Consider the following 13,402-nt stretch of genomic DNA (forward strand, 5'->3'; position numbering starts at 1 on the left):
GGCCGGGCGGCGCGGCCCCCACAACGCTGCACCCGCCCCCCCCCCGGGGGGGGGCGGCCTGGGGGGGGGGGGGGGGGGGGGCGCCCGGGGGGGCCCCCCCCCCGCGGGGGGGGGGGGGGCGGGACCCGGGTGGCGCGGGCGGCGCGTCAGGCCGCTTCGAGCCAGTAGTCGGAGACCCCGAACAGGCAGCCGGGCTCAGTCCGCGGAGGGCTCGTGAAGCTCGTCCAGCGGCCCTCGACGACCGCCGCCGGCGCACTGCGATAGGTGAAGCCCCACGAGCAACTGGTGACGAGCCGGACTCGCGCGCTCGTGACGTAGGGTTTGGTATGGCACTCGTTCGCGAAGGCGCGATAGCCGGTCGGCTGGTAGCTGTCATAGGAGATTCCGGTCGCCCACACCGGACAGGCCACCTTGTCCGTCTCCAGATATTTGTATGCGCCCGCGGCCGCCGGAGAGGCCGGGCCCAGTACAGCGAGTACGGTGAGCGCGGCGAGTGCGGTGGTGCCCGCTTTCCTGACAATATTGTTCATGGCGTTTCCATATCCTCTTGAATTCACTGCGGGCGTTTTCACAAGGCGGAGGCGAGCGCCACCGCGACGCCATCCGAACCGAGGGTGAGCTTGCTCTGCGGCAGGTTGCTGGCGTAGCAGTTGAACTGGGCGAAGCAGAGGTTGACCGAGCGCGCCATGTGGGAGTAATAGGGCGACCCGACGCCGGTGGTGTTGGTTCCGATCGGCGCGCCCACGAGGGCGTTGACCACGTCGGTGACCAGGCCCTGCGGGTAGACGACAGAGGACTTGTCGGTGAGGTAGTCACGTCGGCTGTACGGGGCCACGGAGATGACCCGGGTGCTCTCCCAGCCGGAAACCTGGTTCGCCGTGCAGTAGGAGAACGCGTGATGCCAGGTGTAGATGGTGGTGCCCGCCCAGGACGTAAGCGTCAGCGGGTAATCGACAGCCCAGCATTTCTGCTGGTACGACGCCAGCGCGGCACGCAGCGCGGAGGAGTCCCGGCCGCCGGACCGCTGGGGCGGGTCGACCTTGGTGACGACCGGATCGCCCGTCTTCACCGACACCGGCACCGTACGGGCCAGTTGGGGGTCGTCCTTGATGATCTTGAGGTCCGCGGCGGTGGCCTTGCCCGACACGGCGTGCTCGATGGCCGCCCTGACGTCGGCCTCGGAAGGGCCGTCCGCGGCGGTCGCGGGGCCCCCGGCGAGCGTCACCGCCGCGGCCGCGACGGCGAGTCCCGCGGATAAGGTGCGGAGCTTCATTCTCATTGTCCCTTTCGAAATTGGAATGCTTTTTTCGACAAGGGAAACTTTTTCAGCTGTGGAATTCGAGAGGTAGAGTACTGACTACTCATTCCTCCGTGCGTGACTGCTCATGCTCACCACGAACGCCGGAGCCGTGCGAATCGTGTGCGGGGTGATGGTCTGGCACAGTCGTACGGCCTGGTGTGCGGTCATGCTGCTCGCCTGGGGGAGAAGGCGCGTGGGGAGTTGCGGGCGGCGGGAGAGACGAGCGATTTGCGCGTCCCGCCGACCGCCGAGCTCCTCACCTCGCAGGAGTTGCACATCGTCCGGCTGGCCGCCGGTGGGTTGTCCAACCGTGAGATCGCCCAGTAGCTCTATCTGTCGCACCGCACCGTGAGCAGCCATCTGTACCGGGCCTTCCCCAAGCTCGGCATCACCTCGCGCGCGACATATCGGCGCCACGTGCCGTCGTCGCGCCGGAAACCCCGCGCGACATCGGCCGGGCCGCGCGGGCCGGTCTAGGATCGCCTCCATGAAGGTCTCGATCGTCCGGGGAGGCGGCATCGCCGGCCTCGTCACGGTCACCACGGTCGACTCCGCGTCGCTGGCGCCGGACGACGAGACCGAACTGCGCGCCCGGGTGGAACGGGCCGGGCTGTCCGGCGTGCCGGAGCGGCAGGTGGGCGCCGAAGGGCGGCCCGACCGCTTCGACTACGAGCTCACCGTCGAGGACGGCGGCCACGTGCTCACGACCCGCGCACGCGAGGGCGATCTGTCGGGCGCGCTCCGCGCGCTCATCTCGTACGTGACCTCACTGCCGGGACGGCAGGAGCGGATCGGCCCTCCCGGCTGACCTCCCGCCCTGTCTTTTGCCGCTTTTTCGGTCTCATTCCTGTTATTTCACAACGGGTTTGACACGTGAGACTTCATGTCGCCGTCGTTTTCGGCGCGAGAATTCCCTCGTAACGGTTCACTGATGGCATGATTCGCCAATGTGTGCAGTTCACAGGGGTGACGGGATTCCCGGCGCCTGTTGGTCTTATTGCGCATCGGCGGCAAATGTGTCCACGTATGAATTGCTTGGTGTGCGTGAAATCACATTTGCGGGGAGCTCTTTGGATATACGGAGGTATATGTGAAACGCGTCATCGTCACCGCGGCCGTCGTCTCCTTCGCGGCGGCCACGTTGGTATCCCCGGCGCAGGCCCGGCGGGCGGTCGCCGAACCGGTCGTGGAGGCCGAGTACGTCGTCCTCTACGCCGAGGGCGCGCGCCCGGCGGACGCCCGGCAGGCCATCAGGGCGGCAGGCGGAAGCATCCTCAGGGAGAACACCGCGATCGGCGTCGCCACCGTCAAGACGGCGAACACCGACTTCGCCGAGGCGGTGCGCGACGCCGCCTCGATCGACGACCTCGCCCACAACCGGTCCATCGGCAGCGTCCCCTCCGCCGGGAGGGGAGCGGCGGGCCACGCGGCCGTGCGAGCGAGCGCCGTGGAGAAGGCCGGTGACGGCGCCCTGGCCGCCTCCACCTTCGGCGCACCCGCGCCCGCCGCGGAGCCGCTGTCGGAGCTGCAGTGGGACATGAAGCAGATCCACGCGACCGTCGACGGCTCCTACCACCACCAGCAGGGCGACCCGGGCGTGCTGGTCGGTGTCATCGACACCGGTGTCGACGGCTCCCACCCCGACATCGCCCCCAACTTCAACCGCGAACTGAGCCGCAACTTCACCGTCGACATTCCCGTCGACGCCGACGGCAAGAAGGTCGACGGCCCGTGCGAGGAGGAACCGGACCGCTCCTGCAACGACCCGGTGGACGTCGACGAGAACGAGCACGGCACCCACGTGGCGTCGTCGATCGCCTCTCCCATCAACGGGATCGGCATATCGGGCGTGGCGCCCAAGGTCTCGATCGTGAGCCTGCGGGCCGGCCAGGACTCGGGATTCTTCTTCCTGCAGCCCAGCGTCGACGCGCTGACCTACGCCGGTGACATCGGCGTCGACGTGGTCAACATGAGTTACTACATCGACCCGTGGATGTTCAACTGCGTCGACAACCCGGCGGACTCTCCGGCCGACCGGCAGGAACAGGCCACGATCATCAAGGCGATGCAGCGGGCGCTCACCTACGCGCACAACAAGGGGGTGACCCTGGTGTCCGCGGCGGGCAACGGGGCCTTCGACTACACCAAGGAGATCGTCGACGCCTCCAGCCCCGACTTCGCCGGTGTGCCCGGCGAGTCGCCCCACTCGCGCACGATCCCCCCGAGCTGCGTCTCCATGCCGAGCGAGGCCAAGCATGTGATCTCGGTGTCCTCGACCGGCATCAGCGGGCGCAAGGCGTACCACTCCGACTACGGCAACGGCTACATCGACGTCTCCTCCCCGGGCGGGGACGTCTACGACACCGCGAACGGCGACCGCGACGTCACCAGGGCGACACTGGCCGCCTATCCCAAGTCACTGGCCGAGGCGCGCGGCCAGCTCAACCCCGATGGCACGCCCAAGGTCACCAACGTGGTCCGCAGCTGCAAGGACGACGTCTGCGCCTACTACATATATCTCCAGGGCACCTCGATGGCCTCTCCGCGCGCGGCCGGGGTCGCCGCGCTGATCGTGAGCGAGTACGGCCGGCGCGACCGGGTGCACGGAGGCAAGAGGCTCCGTCCCACCGTCGTGGAGAGGGTCCTCAAGGGCACCGCGACCAGGACGCCCTGCCCCACCCCGCCCGCCCACACCTACACCCGGCACCTGCCGGACGGCAGCACGGCGACCTCGACGCAGACGTGTGAGGGAAACACGTCGCGAAACGGCTTCTACGGCTACGGGATCGTCGACGCCCTCCGGGCGGTCCGCCCGGCGACCTGAACGGGGGGTCCGGCGTCCGCCGCGGCGGACGCCGGCCCGCGCCGTTTTTACGTCTTCTTGCGCCATGGGTTGACTTACCCGCAGCCCGGCTCGGGGATGGATCGTCAGATGCCACCGGTCACGGGCCATCCGCCTGCCGTCGGACAAACGCATCCAGACGTGGTGTCGCTTGCGAAGTCCTCTGTGGACGAGAAGGAGTGATGCCCATGGCCGCCGTCACGCGTGGGACCGACCGGTCCCGTGAGCGGATGGACCCCCATCCGGGACGGAAGGCGACCCCGCCCGCCCGCACCCAGGCCGACGCGCCGCCGCAGGTCACCGGCGGGAGAGTGACGGATCCGGCCGTACGGGCGGTCGGCGTACCCGTCGCGGGTGTGGACGGGCCGGCCGGTGAGGGAGACCCGGTGACGAGGAGGGGCGCGTGAGCCCGGTCGTGGTGATCGGCGCCGGTCTCGGAGGTCTCGCCGCCGCGGTCCGGCTCGCCGCCGCCGGGCGGGACGTCACGATCGTGGAGGCGAACGAGGTGCCGGGCGGCTGCTGCGGTACGGCCACCCTCGGCGAGTACCGCTTCGACACCGGCCCCTCGGTACTGACCATGCCGGAGGTCCTGGCCGACGTCTTCGCCGCCGCCGGACAGGACATGGAGAGCATGCTTCCGCTGCGGCGCCTGGACCCGTACTACCGGCTGCGCTACCACGACGGCTCCCACCTGGACGTGGTGGCCGGGGAGGAGGCGATGACCGAGCGGGTGCGCGCGCTGAGCGGCGCCGCGGAGGCCGCGAGATACCGGCGTTTCCGCGCCAGGCTCGGCGAACTCTTCGACATCGAGTGGCCCGCGTTCATCGACCGCGACATGACGAGGTTGCGCGACCTCGCCCAGCCCCGCGTCCTGGCGCGCCTCGCGGCCCTGGGCGGCTTTCGCAGCATGGACGCCCTCGTCAGGAGCCACCTCACCGACCACCGGCTGATCAAGGCGCACACCTTCCAGGCCCTGTACGTGGGCCTGCCGCCCCGCCAGGCGCTCGGGATCTACGCGGTCATCGCCCACATGGACACCGTCGGGGGCGTCTTCTTCCCGCGTGACGGCGGGATGCACGCCATCCCGGTCGCCCTGGCGGCGCTCGCCGAGAAGGCGGGCGCGCGCATCCGGTACGGTGTCCGCGCCGTGAAGGTCGAGGCCGGATCCTCCGGAGTCTCCGGGGTGAGGCTCGACACCGGGGAGCGCCTCGCGGCCGGCAACGTCGTGGTCGCCTGCGACCTGTCCCGTGCCCACACCGGGCTGCTCCCGAAGGGCGCGGGCGACTGGCGGCTCCGCCGGCCCCGCTACTCGCCCTCCTGCCTGGTCATGCACTTCGGCCTGGACCGCCGCCTGGCCGGGCAGGCGCACCACACCCTGCACTTCGGCAGACAGTGGGAGGCCACCTTCGACGCGCTGCGCGCCGGGAGGCCGCAGCCCGACCCGAACCTGCTGGTCACCTACCCCGAGTCCGACACCGGCGCCGCGCCGTCGGGCCACGCCACCCTCACCGTGCTGGAGCCGACCGCGAACCTGCGCGGCGGCGCCGACTGGGAGCGGCTCACCCCGAAACTGGAGGACCGGCTGTTCGGCAGGCTCGCCGACCTCGGTTACGGCGATCTGTCCGCAGCGCCGAGGCTCACCATCGACCCGCCCGCCTGGGCGCGGCTCGGCCACTCGGCGGGCACCCCGTTCGCGCTGGACCACCGCTTCGCGCAGACGGCCTGGTTCCGGCCGGCAGGGGCGGCCAGACGCGTCCCGGGACTGCACTTCGCCGGGATGTACACCGCGCCGGGGGTCGGGGTGCCACCGGTGCTGATCTCCGGCCGGCTCGCCGCGGAACGCGTACTGGAGACCCCCCGATGACCCTGACCGCCAGTTACGAACTCTGCCGCAGGCTCAACGCCCGGCACGGTCGCTCCTACTACCTGGCGACCCTGCTGCTGCCCGGCTGGAAACGCCCGCACGTGCACGCCCTGTACGGTTTCGCGCGCTACGCCGACGAGATCGTGGACTCCTTCGCGATGACCGGCGACCGGGCGCGGGCGCTCGACGACCTGTCCGCCCGGCTCACCGCGGCCCTGGCGGGCGAGACCACCGGCGATCCGGTGCTTCCCGCGTTCGCGCAGACCGTGCGCTCCTTCGGCATCGACCACCGCGACATCGAGGCGTTCCTGAGCTCGATGCGGGCCGATCTGACCGTCACCCGCTACCCGACCTACGACGACCTGCTCGGCTACATGGAGGGCTCGGCCGCGGTGATCGGCACCATGATGCTGCCCGTTCTCGAACCGCTGCCCGGCATGGAGGAGAAGGCCCGCGAACCGGCTCGCCAGCTGGGGCTGGCCTTCCAGCTGACCAACTTCCTGCGTGACGTCGCCGAGGACCTGGAACGCGGCCGGGTCTACCTTCCAATGGAGGACCTGGACAGGTTCGGGGTGAAGGTCGCCGATCTGGAGGGCGGCGTCACCACCCCCGAACTGCGCGAGCTGTTCGCCTTCCAGACTCAGCGGACCAGGGACCACTACGCGCGGGCCGAGGAGGGGTTCGCCATGCTGACCCCCTCCTCCCGGCCGTGCATCCGAGCGGCCTTCGAGCTGTACGGGGGCATCCTCGACCGGATCGAGGCCGCCTGCTACGACGTCCTCGGCGCGAGGATCGTCGTACCCCGGCGACGACGACTGTCGATCTTCGCGCGGCACCTGCTCGCGGCGTCCGCGGCCGACCGCGCCGAACGCCGCGTGATCGTCGAGGTTCCTTGAACCGGCGGTCGGACGTGTCGCGAGTTTTCCGGTCGTGAGGTCGTTCGATGAGAGGTCGCCGAGGGGAGTGGGTGCGGGTGCGGGGCCGCCGGTCGCGAGGGCGTCCGGTGAGAGGCCGTTCGGCGCCGTCCTCTCTCTCGCCGCCGCTGTTGTCGCTGTCGCTGTCGCTGTCGCTGTTGTCGTTGTCGTTGGGAGAGTGTGATGTCAGAGCCTGTGGTCGTTGACGCGATGGGCGGGGACCACGGACCGGTCGAGACGGTCGCCGGGGCGGTGGCCGCCCATCGCGAGCTGGGGGTCCCCGTGCTGCTGGTGGGCAGGGCGGGGGCCATCCGTGCCGAACTCGACCGGCACGGCGCCGTCTCCGAGATCGGCGTGGTGCACGCCGAGGACGTCGTCCCGATGACCGAACGGGGCGCGGGAGCGGTCTCCTCCACCACGACGAGCCTCACGGTCGGCTGCGATCTCGTACGGCGAGGAGCGGCATCGGCCTTCGTGTCGGCCGGATCCACGGGCGCGGTCGTCTCATGTGCCATCCGTGGCATCGGCCGCGCCCCGGGCGTCCTGCGGCCGGCCCTGGCGATCGCGCTGCCCTCGGTCACCGGCGGCGCCACCGTGCTGATCGACGCGGGAGCCACCTCCGACCCCACACCGGAGATGATCGCCCAGTTCGCGCTGCTCGGGGTCTCCTACGCGCAACTCGTGCTCGGCGTCGCCGACCCGTCGGTGGGACTGCTGTCGATCGGCTCGGAGCCCGGCAAGGGCAACCGGCTGATCTGTAGGGCCGGTGAGCTGCTTCCCGCACTGCCGTTCCGCTTCCACGGCAACGTGGAGGGCCACGACGTGCTCGCGGGCACCGTCGACGTGATCGCCACCGACGGCTTCACCGGCAATGTGGTGCTCAAGAACGTCGAGGGTTCGGTACGGGCCGCGCTGACGCTGGTGGCGCGCTCGGGGATCGCCGGGGCCGAGGAACTGAAGACGGTGGCCGACCGATACGACCCCGAGACCCACGGCGGGGCGGCGCTGCTCGGGCTGAGCGGCACCGTCGTCGTCGCGCACGGCTCCTCGCGGGCGGCGACGATCGCGCGTGCCTGCGCGGTGGCCCACGACCTCGCCGAGGGCGGGGTCGTCACCCGCTTCGGCGACCATCTCACCGCGGGCCCCGCTCGGTGAACAGGGGTGGGCGGCCGGGGGATCCCGAGTTCCCGGCCGCGGTGCGGGCGTCTCACCATGGTGTCCACCTGTTGAGCGGGGGTGCTCCCGTGCTCGCGGTGCGCGCGTCTCACGGTGATGTCCGCGTGTCGGGCGGGGGCGGGACCCCGGTCCCGGGGCAGGACGGAGCGGGGTGGGTCAGGCCAGGGGGTCGGCGCCGTCCCAGGTGCCTTCGCTGGCGTAGGGGGAGAACCGGGCGAACAGCTCCTCGGAGTACCAGTTCTCCTCGCGTGTCCTGCCGATCACGCGCCGGTGCGCGGCCCCCTTGTGGGCGAAGTCCCGCACCGCCGCGGCGTCGCGCCACAGCGAGAACGTGCCCTGCCTGGCCAGCGGCCACTCGCCGACGCCGACCGAGGCGAGGCAGCCGTCCTGCTCCGCCAGCAGGCGGTCCACCTCGGGAACCGAGCGGTAGAACGCCGTCAGCCGGGAGGGCCGGATCGACGCGCGGGTCAGCACGACGACGGGACCGCCGGGACCGCCGGGGGCGATCCCTGGCGTGCTCGTGGGAAGCGGGCCGAACGGCTCCACCCCGTTCCAGCTGCCACGTGAGGCGACGGGAGCGAGCCGCACCTGCCAGGACTCCCGCGCCTCGCGCCGCCAGCGCGTCACCACCGGAGACTCGTCCAGGAAGCGATCCAGGGCCCGCTCGTCGCGCCACACCGCGAGCAGGGCCCAGCGGCGCAGGTCCGCCCCGATGCCTGTCGACGCTCCGCGCCCCGAGCCGAGCAGTCGCCAGAACACCAGCCCCGGCGTTCTTCGCAGCACCGGGCGGTCGAACGCCATGTAGCGCATAGCCCCAAGATCCGCATATTTCGTGAGATGGAAGGAAGCGATGGTTCCTCTGCTCGTCTCGGTCATCGGCGGCTACCTTCTCGGGTCCGTACCGGTCGCCGTGCTGGTCGCCCGCGCGTACGGGTTCGACCCCCGGGAGGTCGGCGACCGCAACCCCGGCTTCTGGAACGTCAGGGAGCGGCTCGGCTGGCGGGCCGCCGTACCGGTCTTCGCGGGCGACATGCTCAAGGGCACGCTCGCGGGCCTGCTCGCCCTGTCGGTCAGTGGCACGCACCTCACCTGGCCCGGCGGGGTGAACGGCGACAGCACGGTGCCGGTGTATCTCGCGGTGGCCGCGGCCATGGCCGGGCACGCCTGGCCGGTCTTCGCCGGGTTCAGGGGCGGCCGCTCGATCCTCACCTTCGCGGGCGGCTTCGCCGTCATCTGCCCGCCGGGCTTCCTGCTCGGCGTGGCCGCCCTGATCGTGGTCGCCCTGGCGACGCGGTCGTTCGCGATCGGGGCGCGCGTCGGTGTCTTCGGCCTCCCGCTGCTGCAACTGCTCTTCGCGCCGATCGGGTACGTGGCCGGGACGGGGTTGCTCATGTGCCTCATCGGGCTGCGCTTCGGTCAGGCGGCGCGGAGTTCCCGCCCTTCGTGACCCGGCCCGGCCACGTGGCCGTCGGACCCGGCCGGGAACGCGTGTCCGTCGTGACCCGCTCCGGCGGCATGGTCGTCGCGTCCGGTCCGGGACGTCCGCCCGTCGTGGCCTGCTCCGGCGGCGTACCCGTCCTGACCTGGCCGAGGCGGGAGACCGTGGTGGTCGCCGGGTAGGTACGGCCCCGCCAGCTGCGCACCGGGCGCAGCGTGGCCTGCGTCAGCCGCAGGGCCGCCAGCGGGTCGAGCAGTGGGGAGATCAGCACGCCCAGACCCGGCCGCGTGTAGCTGCCGCGCAGCGCACCGGCGAGCAGCGACCGTACGGTCAGCAGGGCCAGGTCGAGCCGGGTGGGACGGCCGGTCACCAGCCGAAGCACGGGCAGCGCGGCGGTGAGCCAGACCACGGCCAGGTCGGCGGCCTGCCAGCCGGGCGCGGTGACGTCGCGCAGCGACAGCGACCGCCCCCACTCCCGCCACACCTCGCCGGCCGAATCGTGCATGTCGACCTCCAGCAGCCCTCCGGCGTCCAGGAATCCCACGGACCATCCGTCCGCCGCGAGGGTCCTGGCCAGTGCCACGTCGTCGGCCATGTGCCCGCGTACCCGCGCGAATCCCCGGGCGTCCAGCATCGCCGTGCGACGGAAGGCCGTGCACTGGCCGTTGGCCATCGTGCGGTGCGGGGCCGGGGGAGCCGAAGGACCGATCGGGCCGAAGCGGTAGACGAGCGTCGCGAGGAACGACGCGTGCAGCGCCTGCTCGGCCACTCCCTCGCACACGAACCTGGGTCCCGCGCTCACCAGGTCGTACTCTCCCAGGGCCGCGGTGAGCGCGCCGATGAGCCCCGGCGCGGGTCTGGCGTCGGCGTCCAGGGTCACCACGACGTCGCCTCCGGCGGCCTCGACCCCCTGCTTCAGCGCCCACTGCTTGCCCACCCAGCCCTCGGGCAGCGGCGCTCCCGCGATGACCTTCGCGCCGAGTTCGGCCGCGAGGCACGCGGTGCCGTCGCGTGACTCGTCGTCGACGACGACGATCTCCGCGACGTCCGGATCGGCGAGCAGCGCCGACAGGCACGGGCCGATGCGGGCCTCCTCGTCACGGGCGGGGATCACCACCGAGACGCGCGGCGGCGCCGTCCGGGCGGTAACCGGCGCGGGCAGACGGTCTCGTGCCGTCCGGGCGGGAGCCTGCGCGGGCAGACGGTCTCGCGCGACGGTGAGCGGGGGCAGGCGGTTTCGCCCCCTGGCCAGCCGTACCGCCACGACGAGCGCGGCGGCGGCCTGCAGGGCGGTGAGGACTCTCATCGCCGGGCCTCCACGCCGGGATGTCCCGGAGAACCGGAGGGGAAGTCCTTCCGTACGAGCGAGGCGACGATGCGGGCGCCCATCGCGACCAGCGGCAGCCCGCCGCCGGGATGCGCCGAGCCGCCCACCAGGTACAGGCCGCGCCGGGGACCTCGGTTGCCCGGGCGGCGGAAGGGCGCGAGCCTGCCCGAGTAGGCGCCGCCGTAGATCGAGCCGCCCCACGAGCCGTACCGGTCGCGCAGGTCGGCGGGGGTGAACAGGTCCACGAAACGCAGCCGTCCCGACAGGTCGTGGCCCCTGCTCGCCAGGCGTTCGAGCACCAGGTCCCGGTACGCCTCGGGGGACATCGGCCACCGGCCGGGGTCGCGGGCGGGGACGTTGACCAGCATGACCCAGTTCTCCGTGCCCGGTGGGGCCTGCGAGGGGTCGTCCACGACCGAGCAGCCGATGTAGACGGTCGGGTCCTCCGGTGGCCTGCACCGCCGGAAGATGTCACCGAACTCCCGCTCGTAGTCGCCGGAGAAGACGATCGAGTGGTGACCGAGCCCTTCTGTCCTGCCCTCCACTCCGGCCAGCAACAGGAACGCCGAGGAGGAGGTGCCGAGCGCGGCGATGCGCCGCAGCCGCCGCCGGTCGGGCAGCAGTCGCCCGTACAGCGCGGCGGCGTCGGTGTTGGCGACCACGATGTCGGCGCGCTCACGCTCGCCCGAGGCGAGCCGCACCCCCGTGACCCGTTCGCCGTCGGTGAGCACCCGGGTCACCTCCGCGCCCAGGACGACCTCCACCCCAGCCTTCTCCAGCAGCGGGACCAGGGCGTCGGCGATGCGGGGCAGCCCTCCGGGAACGTACCAGCCGCCCTCGCCGTGCTCGATAGCCGGGACGCACCCCAGCGCGGCCGGGGCGCGGTACGGGTCGGAGCCCGCGTAGGTCGCGTAACGGCCGACGTACTGGCGCAGGCGCGGGTCGGTGAAGAAACGGCGGGCCAGGCCGTCGAGGGTCCGGCCGGGTGCCACCGCGAGCAGGTCGGACAGGCGGGCCTCGGTAGGCGGTTGGGTGAGCGGTCCGGTGAAGAAGGTGCGACGCGATGCGTCGAAGCAGCCTCGCGCCCAGTCGTGGAAGGCGAGCCAGGCGCGGCCCTCGCCGGGCGCGAGCCGGTCGACCTCGGCGGCCATCCGCACCGGGTCGCGGTACGCCGCCAGCGCCGAGCCGTCGGCGAAGCGGTAGCGGCACAGCTCGTCGAGCTCCACCAGGTCGAGCTCCAGCCCGAGGTCGGTGAAGACGCCGGGCAGGGTGAGCAGGGAGGGGCCGATGGAGAAGGTGAAGCCGTCCCTGGTGTGCTCGGCGAGCTTGCCGCCCAGCCGGGGGAGCCGCTCGTACAGGCGCACCCGATGCCCCTGCTGGGCCAGCAGCAGCGCGGAGACCATGCCGCCGACGCCGCCGCCTATCACCGTTGTCTCAGGCATCCGTGCCCCCTTCCGGCGAGTCCGATGGGTTCGACGAGTTCGATGGGTGAGGCGTCACGCCCGGCCCGCCTCGGAATCAGGCCGTCCGCGGCGTCCGCGCCTCCAGGCGAGCAGGGTGAACAGGCCCATCGAGAGGCCACCGGCCGTGGCCACCAGCGGGTCCGTCGGGTCGAAGACGAACGCGAAGCCGATGGTCTCCATGACCGCCATCACCGTGTAGACCGACACCAGCCCGGCGTTCCACGTCGCCGGTTCGGTGAGTACGCCTTCCAGCAGGGCCATGACCAGCAGGGAGACGACGAACCAGCCCACGAAGTTGCTGATGGGGACGTCCCGGTAGGGGCCGGGGTCGTGCCAGACCCACAGGTCCAGCCGCATCATCTGCGGGTCCAGGAACAGGTCCCAGGCGGTGAGGGCGAGCGCGCCCGTGACGATCCGCGCGGCCCTGCTCCCCGGCGCGATGGCGGCGGACACGGCGTGGGCCGCGAGCCCCATGCCACCCCACGCCACCGCCACGATCACCGGCACCCCGCCGAGCGCGGGCTGGAGAACGTCGGTGTAGTGGTAGGCGCCGAACGGCACGCCCGTCCTGATCCCGACCCACTCGGCGGCGTACCCGGTCGCGACCACGGCCGAGAACGCCGCGAAGACCCTGACGGGGGAGTGGGTCGCGCAGGCGAAGGCGAGCGCGCTCGCCGCGAGCAGCAGGACGACGACACTGGTCAGCAGGATCGGCCGGGTCTGCAGTCCCGTGGCGACCTGCGCGACGACCATCGCGCCCAGCAGCGCCGTGCCGATCGCGCTCGCCGCGCCTGCCCGCGCTCTCACCGGCGAAGGCCGCTCCCGCACCGCGTCGTGCCCGGATCGTCCGCTGCTCATCTGATGGCTGTGCCCCATGGACGGTCATTCGATCGGTCGGGCGCGGTCAGATTCACTTTGAGGTCACGATTCCTACCGGGTTTCCGTGACGCCGGATTTCCGGGGCCCGCCCGGGGCACCCTCGCCGGAGACCGGAGACCGGAGACCGGAGACCGGAGACCGGAGACCGGAGACCGGAGACCGGAGACCGGAGACCGGAGACCGGAGACCGGAGACCGGA

The 13,402-nt window shown here is 71.8% G+C and carries 14 protein-coding genes; 8 read left to right on the plus strand and 6 right to left on the minus strand.

Annotated elements, in window-relative coordinates; all coding sequences use genetic code 11:
* Positions 1–146: 146 nt before the first annotated feature.
* Both ACFY3D_RS34595 and ACFY3D_RS34600 read right to left on the minus strand, forming a co-directional pair.
* Complete coding sequence (locus tag ACFY3D_RS34595; RefSeq protein WP_389987630.1) at positions 147–530, minus strand: hypothetical protein; 384 nt, start codon at positions 528–530, stop codon at positions 147–149.
* A 38-nt stretch (positions 531–568) separates the two neighbouring features.
* Positions 569–1,273 (minus strand): hypothetical protein, encoded by a 705-nt coding sequence (locus ACFY3D_RS34600; protein WP_389987633.1) that lies wholly within the window; start codon positions 1,271–1,273, stop codon positions 569–571.
* Between the two features lie 147 nt (positions 1,274–1,420).
* Between ACFY3D_RS34600 and ACFY3D_RS34605 the strand changes: the two genes are divergently transcribed.
* The 7 genes from ACFY3D_RS34605 (at position 1,421) to plsX (ending at position 8,075) form a co-directional block, all read left to right on the plus strand.
* Positions 1,421–1,627, plus strand: a complete 207-nt coding sequence (locus ACFY3D_RS34605; RefSeq protein ID WP_389987636.1) for a hypothetical protein — start codon at positions 1,421–1,423, stop codon at positions 1,625–1,627.
* A gap of 160 nt (positions 1,628–1,787) precedes the next feature.
* Complete coding sequence (locus tag ACFY3D_RS34610) at positions 1,788–2,108, plus strand: protealysin inhibitor emfourin (protein ID WP_389987639.1); 321 nt, start codon at positions 1,788–1,790, stop codon at positions 2,106–2,108.
* A gap of 282 nt (positions 2,109–2,390) precedes the next feature.
* Entirely contained in the window at positions 2,391–4,124 is a 1,734-nt protein-coding gene (locus ACFY3D_RS34615; RefSeq protein WP_389987642.1) for a S8 family serine peptidase, read from the plus strand.
* 206 nt (positions 4,125–4,330) lie between these two features.
* Positions 4,331–4,549: a hypothetical protein gene (locus tag ACFY3D_RS34620; RefSeq protein ID WP_389987645.1), complete on the plus strand. Its 219-nt coding sequence runs from the start codon at positions 4,331–4,333 to the stop codon at positions 4,547–4,549.
* Entirely contained in the window at positions 4,546–6,006 is a 1,461-nt protein-coding gene (gene crtI, locus ACFY3D_RS34625) for a phytoene desaturase family protein (RefSeq protein ID WP_389987648.1), read from the plus strand. Before ACFY3D_RS34620 ends, crtI begins: the two co-directional genes overlap by 4 nt.
* Positions 6,003–6,902, plus strand: a complete 900-nt coding sequence (locus ACFY3D_RS34630) for a phytoene/squalene synthase family protein (protein WP_389987651.1) — start codon at positions 6,003–6,005, stop codon at positions 6,900–6,902. Before crtI ends, ACFY3D_RS34630 begins: the two co-directional genes overlap by 4 nt.
* A 201-nt stretch (positions 6,903–7,103) precedes the next feature.
* Entirely contained in the window at positions 7,104–8,075 is a 972-nt protein-coding gene (gene plsX / locus ACFY3D_RS34635) for a phosphate acyltransferase PlsX (protein WP_389987654.1), read from the plus strand.
* 177 nt (positions 8,076–8,252) lie between these two features.
* Here the strand turns inward: plsX and ACFY3D_RS34640 are convergent, their stop codons facing one another.
* On the minus strand, positions 8,253–8,906 hold the full coding sequence (locus tag ACFY3D_RS34640) for a spheroidene monooxygenase (RefSeq protein ID WP_389987657.1): 654 nt from the start codon (positions 8,904–8,906) through the stop codon (positions 8,253–8,255).
* Positions 8,907–8,946: 40 nt separating this feature from the next.
* On the opposite strand from ACFY3D_RS34640, the gene ACFY3D_RS34645 reads away from it, so the two are divergent.
* Positions 8,947–9,543, plus strand: a complete 597-nt coding sequence (locus ACFY3D_RS34645) for a glycerol-3-phosphate acyltransferase (protein WP_389987660.1) — start codon at positions 8,947–8,949, stop codon at positions 9,541–9,543.
* Here ACFY3D_RS34645 and ACFY3D_RS34650 read toward each other — a convergent pair.
* The 3 genes from ACFY3D_RS34650 to ACFY3D_RS34660 are packed head-to-tail and all read right to left on the minus strand — an operon-like array spanning position 9,494 to position 13,182.
* Positions 9,494–10,840 carry a glycosyltransferase gene (locus ACFY3D_RS34650; RefSeq protein ID WP_389987663.1) on the minus strand — a complete coding sequence of 449 codons (1,347 nt, stop codon included), beginning with the start codon at positions 10,838–10,840 and terminating at the stop codon, positions 9,494–9,496. The two genes, ACFY3D_RS34645 and ACFY3D_RS34650, sit on opposite strands and share 50 nt — an antisense overlap.
* Positions 10,837–12,303, minus strand: a complete 1,467-nt coding sequence (locus ACFY3D_RS34655) for a phytoene desaturase family protein (protein ID WP_389987666.1) — start codon at positions 12,301–12,303, stop codon at positions 10,837–10,839. The genes ACFY3D_RS34650 and ACFY3D_RS34655 overlap by 4 nt, the downstream gene beginning before the upstream one ends.
* Before the next feature lie 54 nt (positions 12,304–12,357).
* Positions 12,358–13,182 carry a carotenoid biosynthesis protein gene (locus ACFY3D_RS34660; RefSeq protein ID WP_389987669.1) on the minus strand — a complete coding sequence of 275 codons (825 nt, stop codon included), beginning with the start codon at positions 13,180–13,182 and terminating at the stop codon, positions 12,358–12,360.
* Between the last annotated feature and the right edge of the window lie 220 nt (positions 13,183–13,402).

It is taken from the genome of Streptosporangium sp. NPDC000509 (assembly GCF_042898365.1).
Taxonomy (GTDB): domain Bacteria; phylum Actinomycetota; class Actinomycetes; order Streptosporangiales; family Streptosporangiaceae; genus Streptosporangium.

Coding starts and splice junctions, on each gene's coding strand:
- ACFY3D_RS34610 (WP_389987639.1), top strand. CDS start 1,788: ATGAAGGTCTCGATCGTCCGGGGAGGCGGCATCGCCGGCCTCGTCACG.
- ACFY3D_RS34595 (WP_389987630.1), bottom strand. CDS start 530: ATGAACAATATTGTCAGGAAAGCGGGCACCACCGCACTCGCCGCGCTC.
- ACFY3D_RS34645 (WP_389987660.1), top strand. CDS start 8,947: ATGGTTCCTCTGCTCGTCTCGGTCATCGGCGGCTACCTTCTCGGGTCC.
- ACFY3D_RS34630 (WP_389987651.1), top strand. CDS start 6,003: ATGACCCTGACCGCCAGTTACGAACTCTGCCGCAGGCTCAACGCCCGG.
- ACFY3D_RS34620 (WP_389987645.1), top strand. CDS start 4,331: ATGGCCGCCGTCACGCGTGGGACCGACCGGTCCCGTGAGCGGATGGAC.
- ACFY3D_RS34650 (WP_389987663.1), bottom strand. CDS start 10,840: ATGAGAGTCCTCACCGCCCTGCAGGCCGCCGCCGCGCTCGTCGTGGCG.
- ACFY3D_RS34640 (WP_389987657.1), bottom strand. CDS start 8,906: ATGCGCTACATGGCGTTCGACCGCCCGGTGCTGCGAAGAACGCCGGGG.
- ACFY3D_RS34655 (WP_389987666.1), bottom strand. CDS start 12,303: ATGCCTGAGACAACGGTGATAGGCGGCGGCGTCGGCGGCATGGTCTCC.
- ACFY3D_RS34600 (WP_389987633.1), bottom strand. CDS start 1,273: ATGAAGCTCCGCACCTTATCCGCGGGACTCGCCGTCGCGGCCGCGGCG.
- plsX (WP_389987654.1), top strand. CDS start 7,104: ATGTCAGAGCCTGTGGTCGTTGACGCGATGGGCGGGGACCACGGACCG.
- ACFY3D_RS34660 (WP_389987669.1), bottom strand. CDS start 13,182: ATGAGCAGCGGACGATCCGGGCACGACGCGGTGCGGGAGCGGCCTTCG.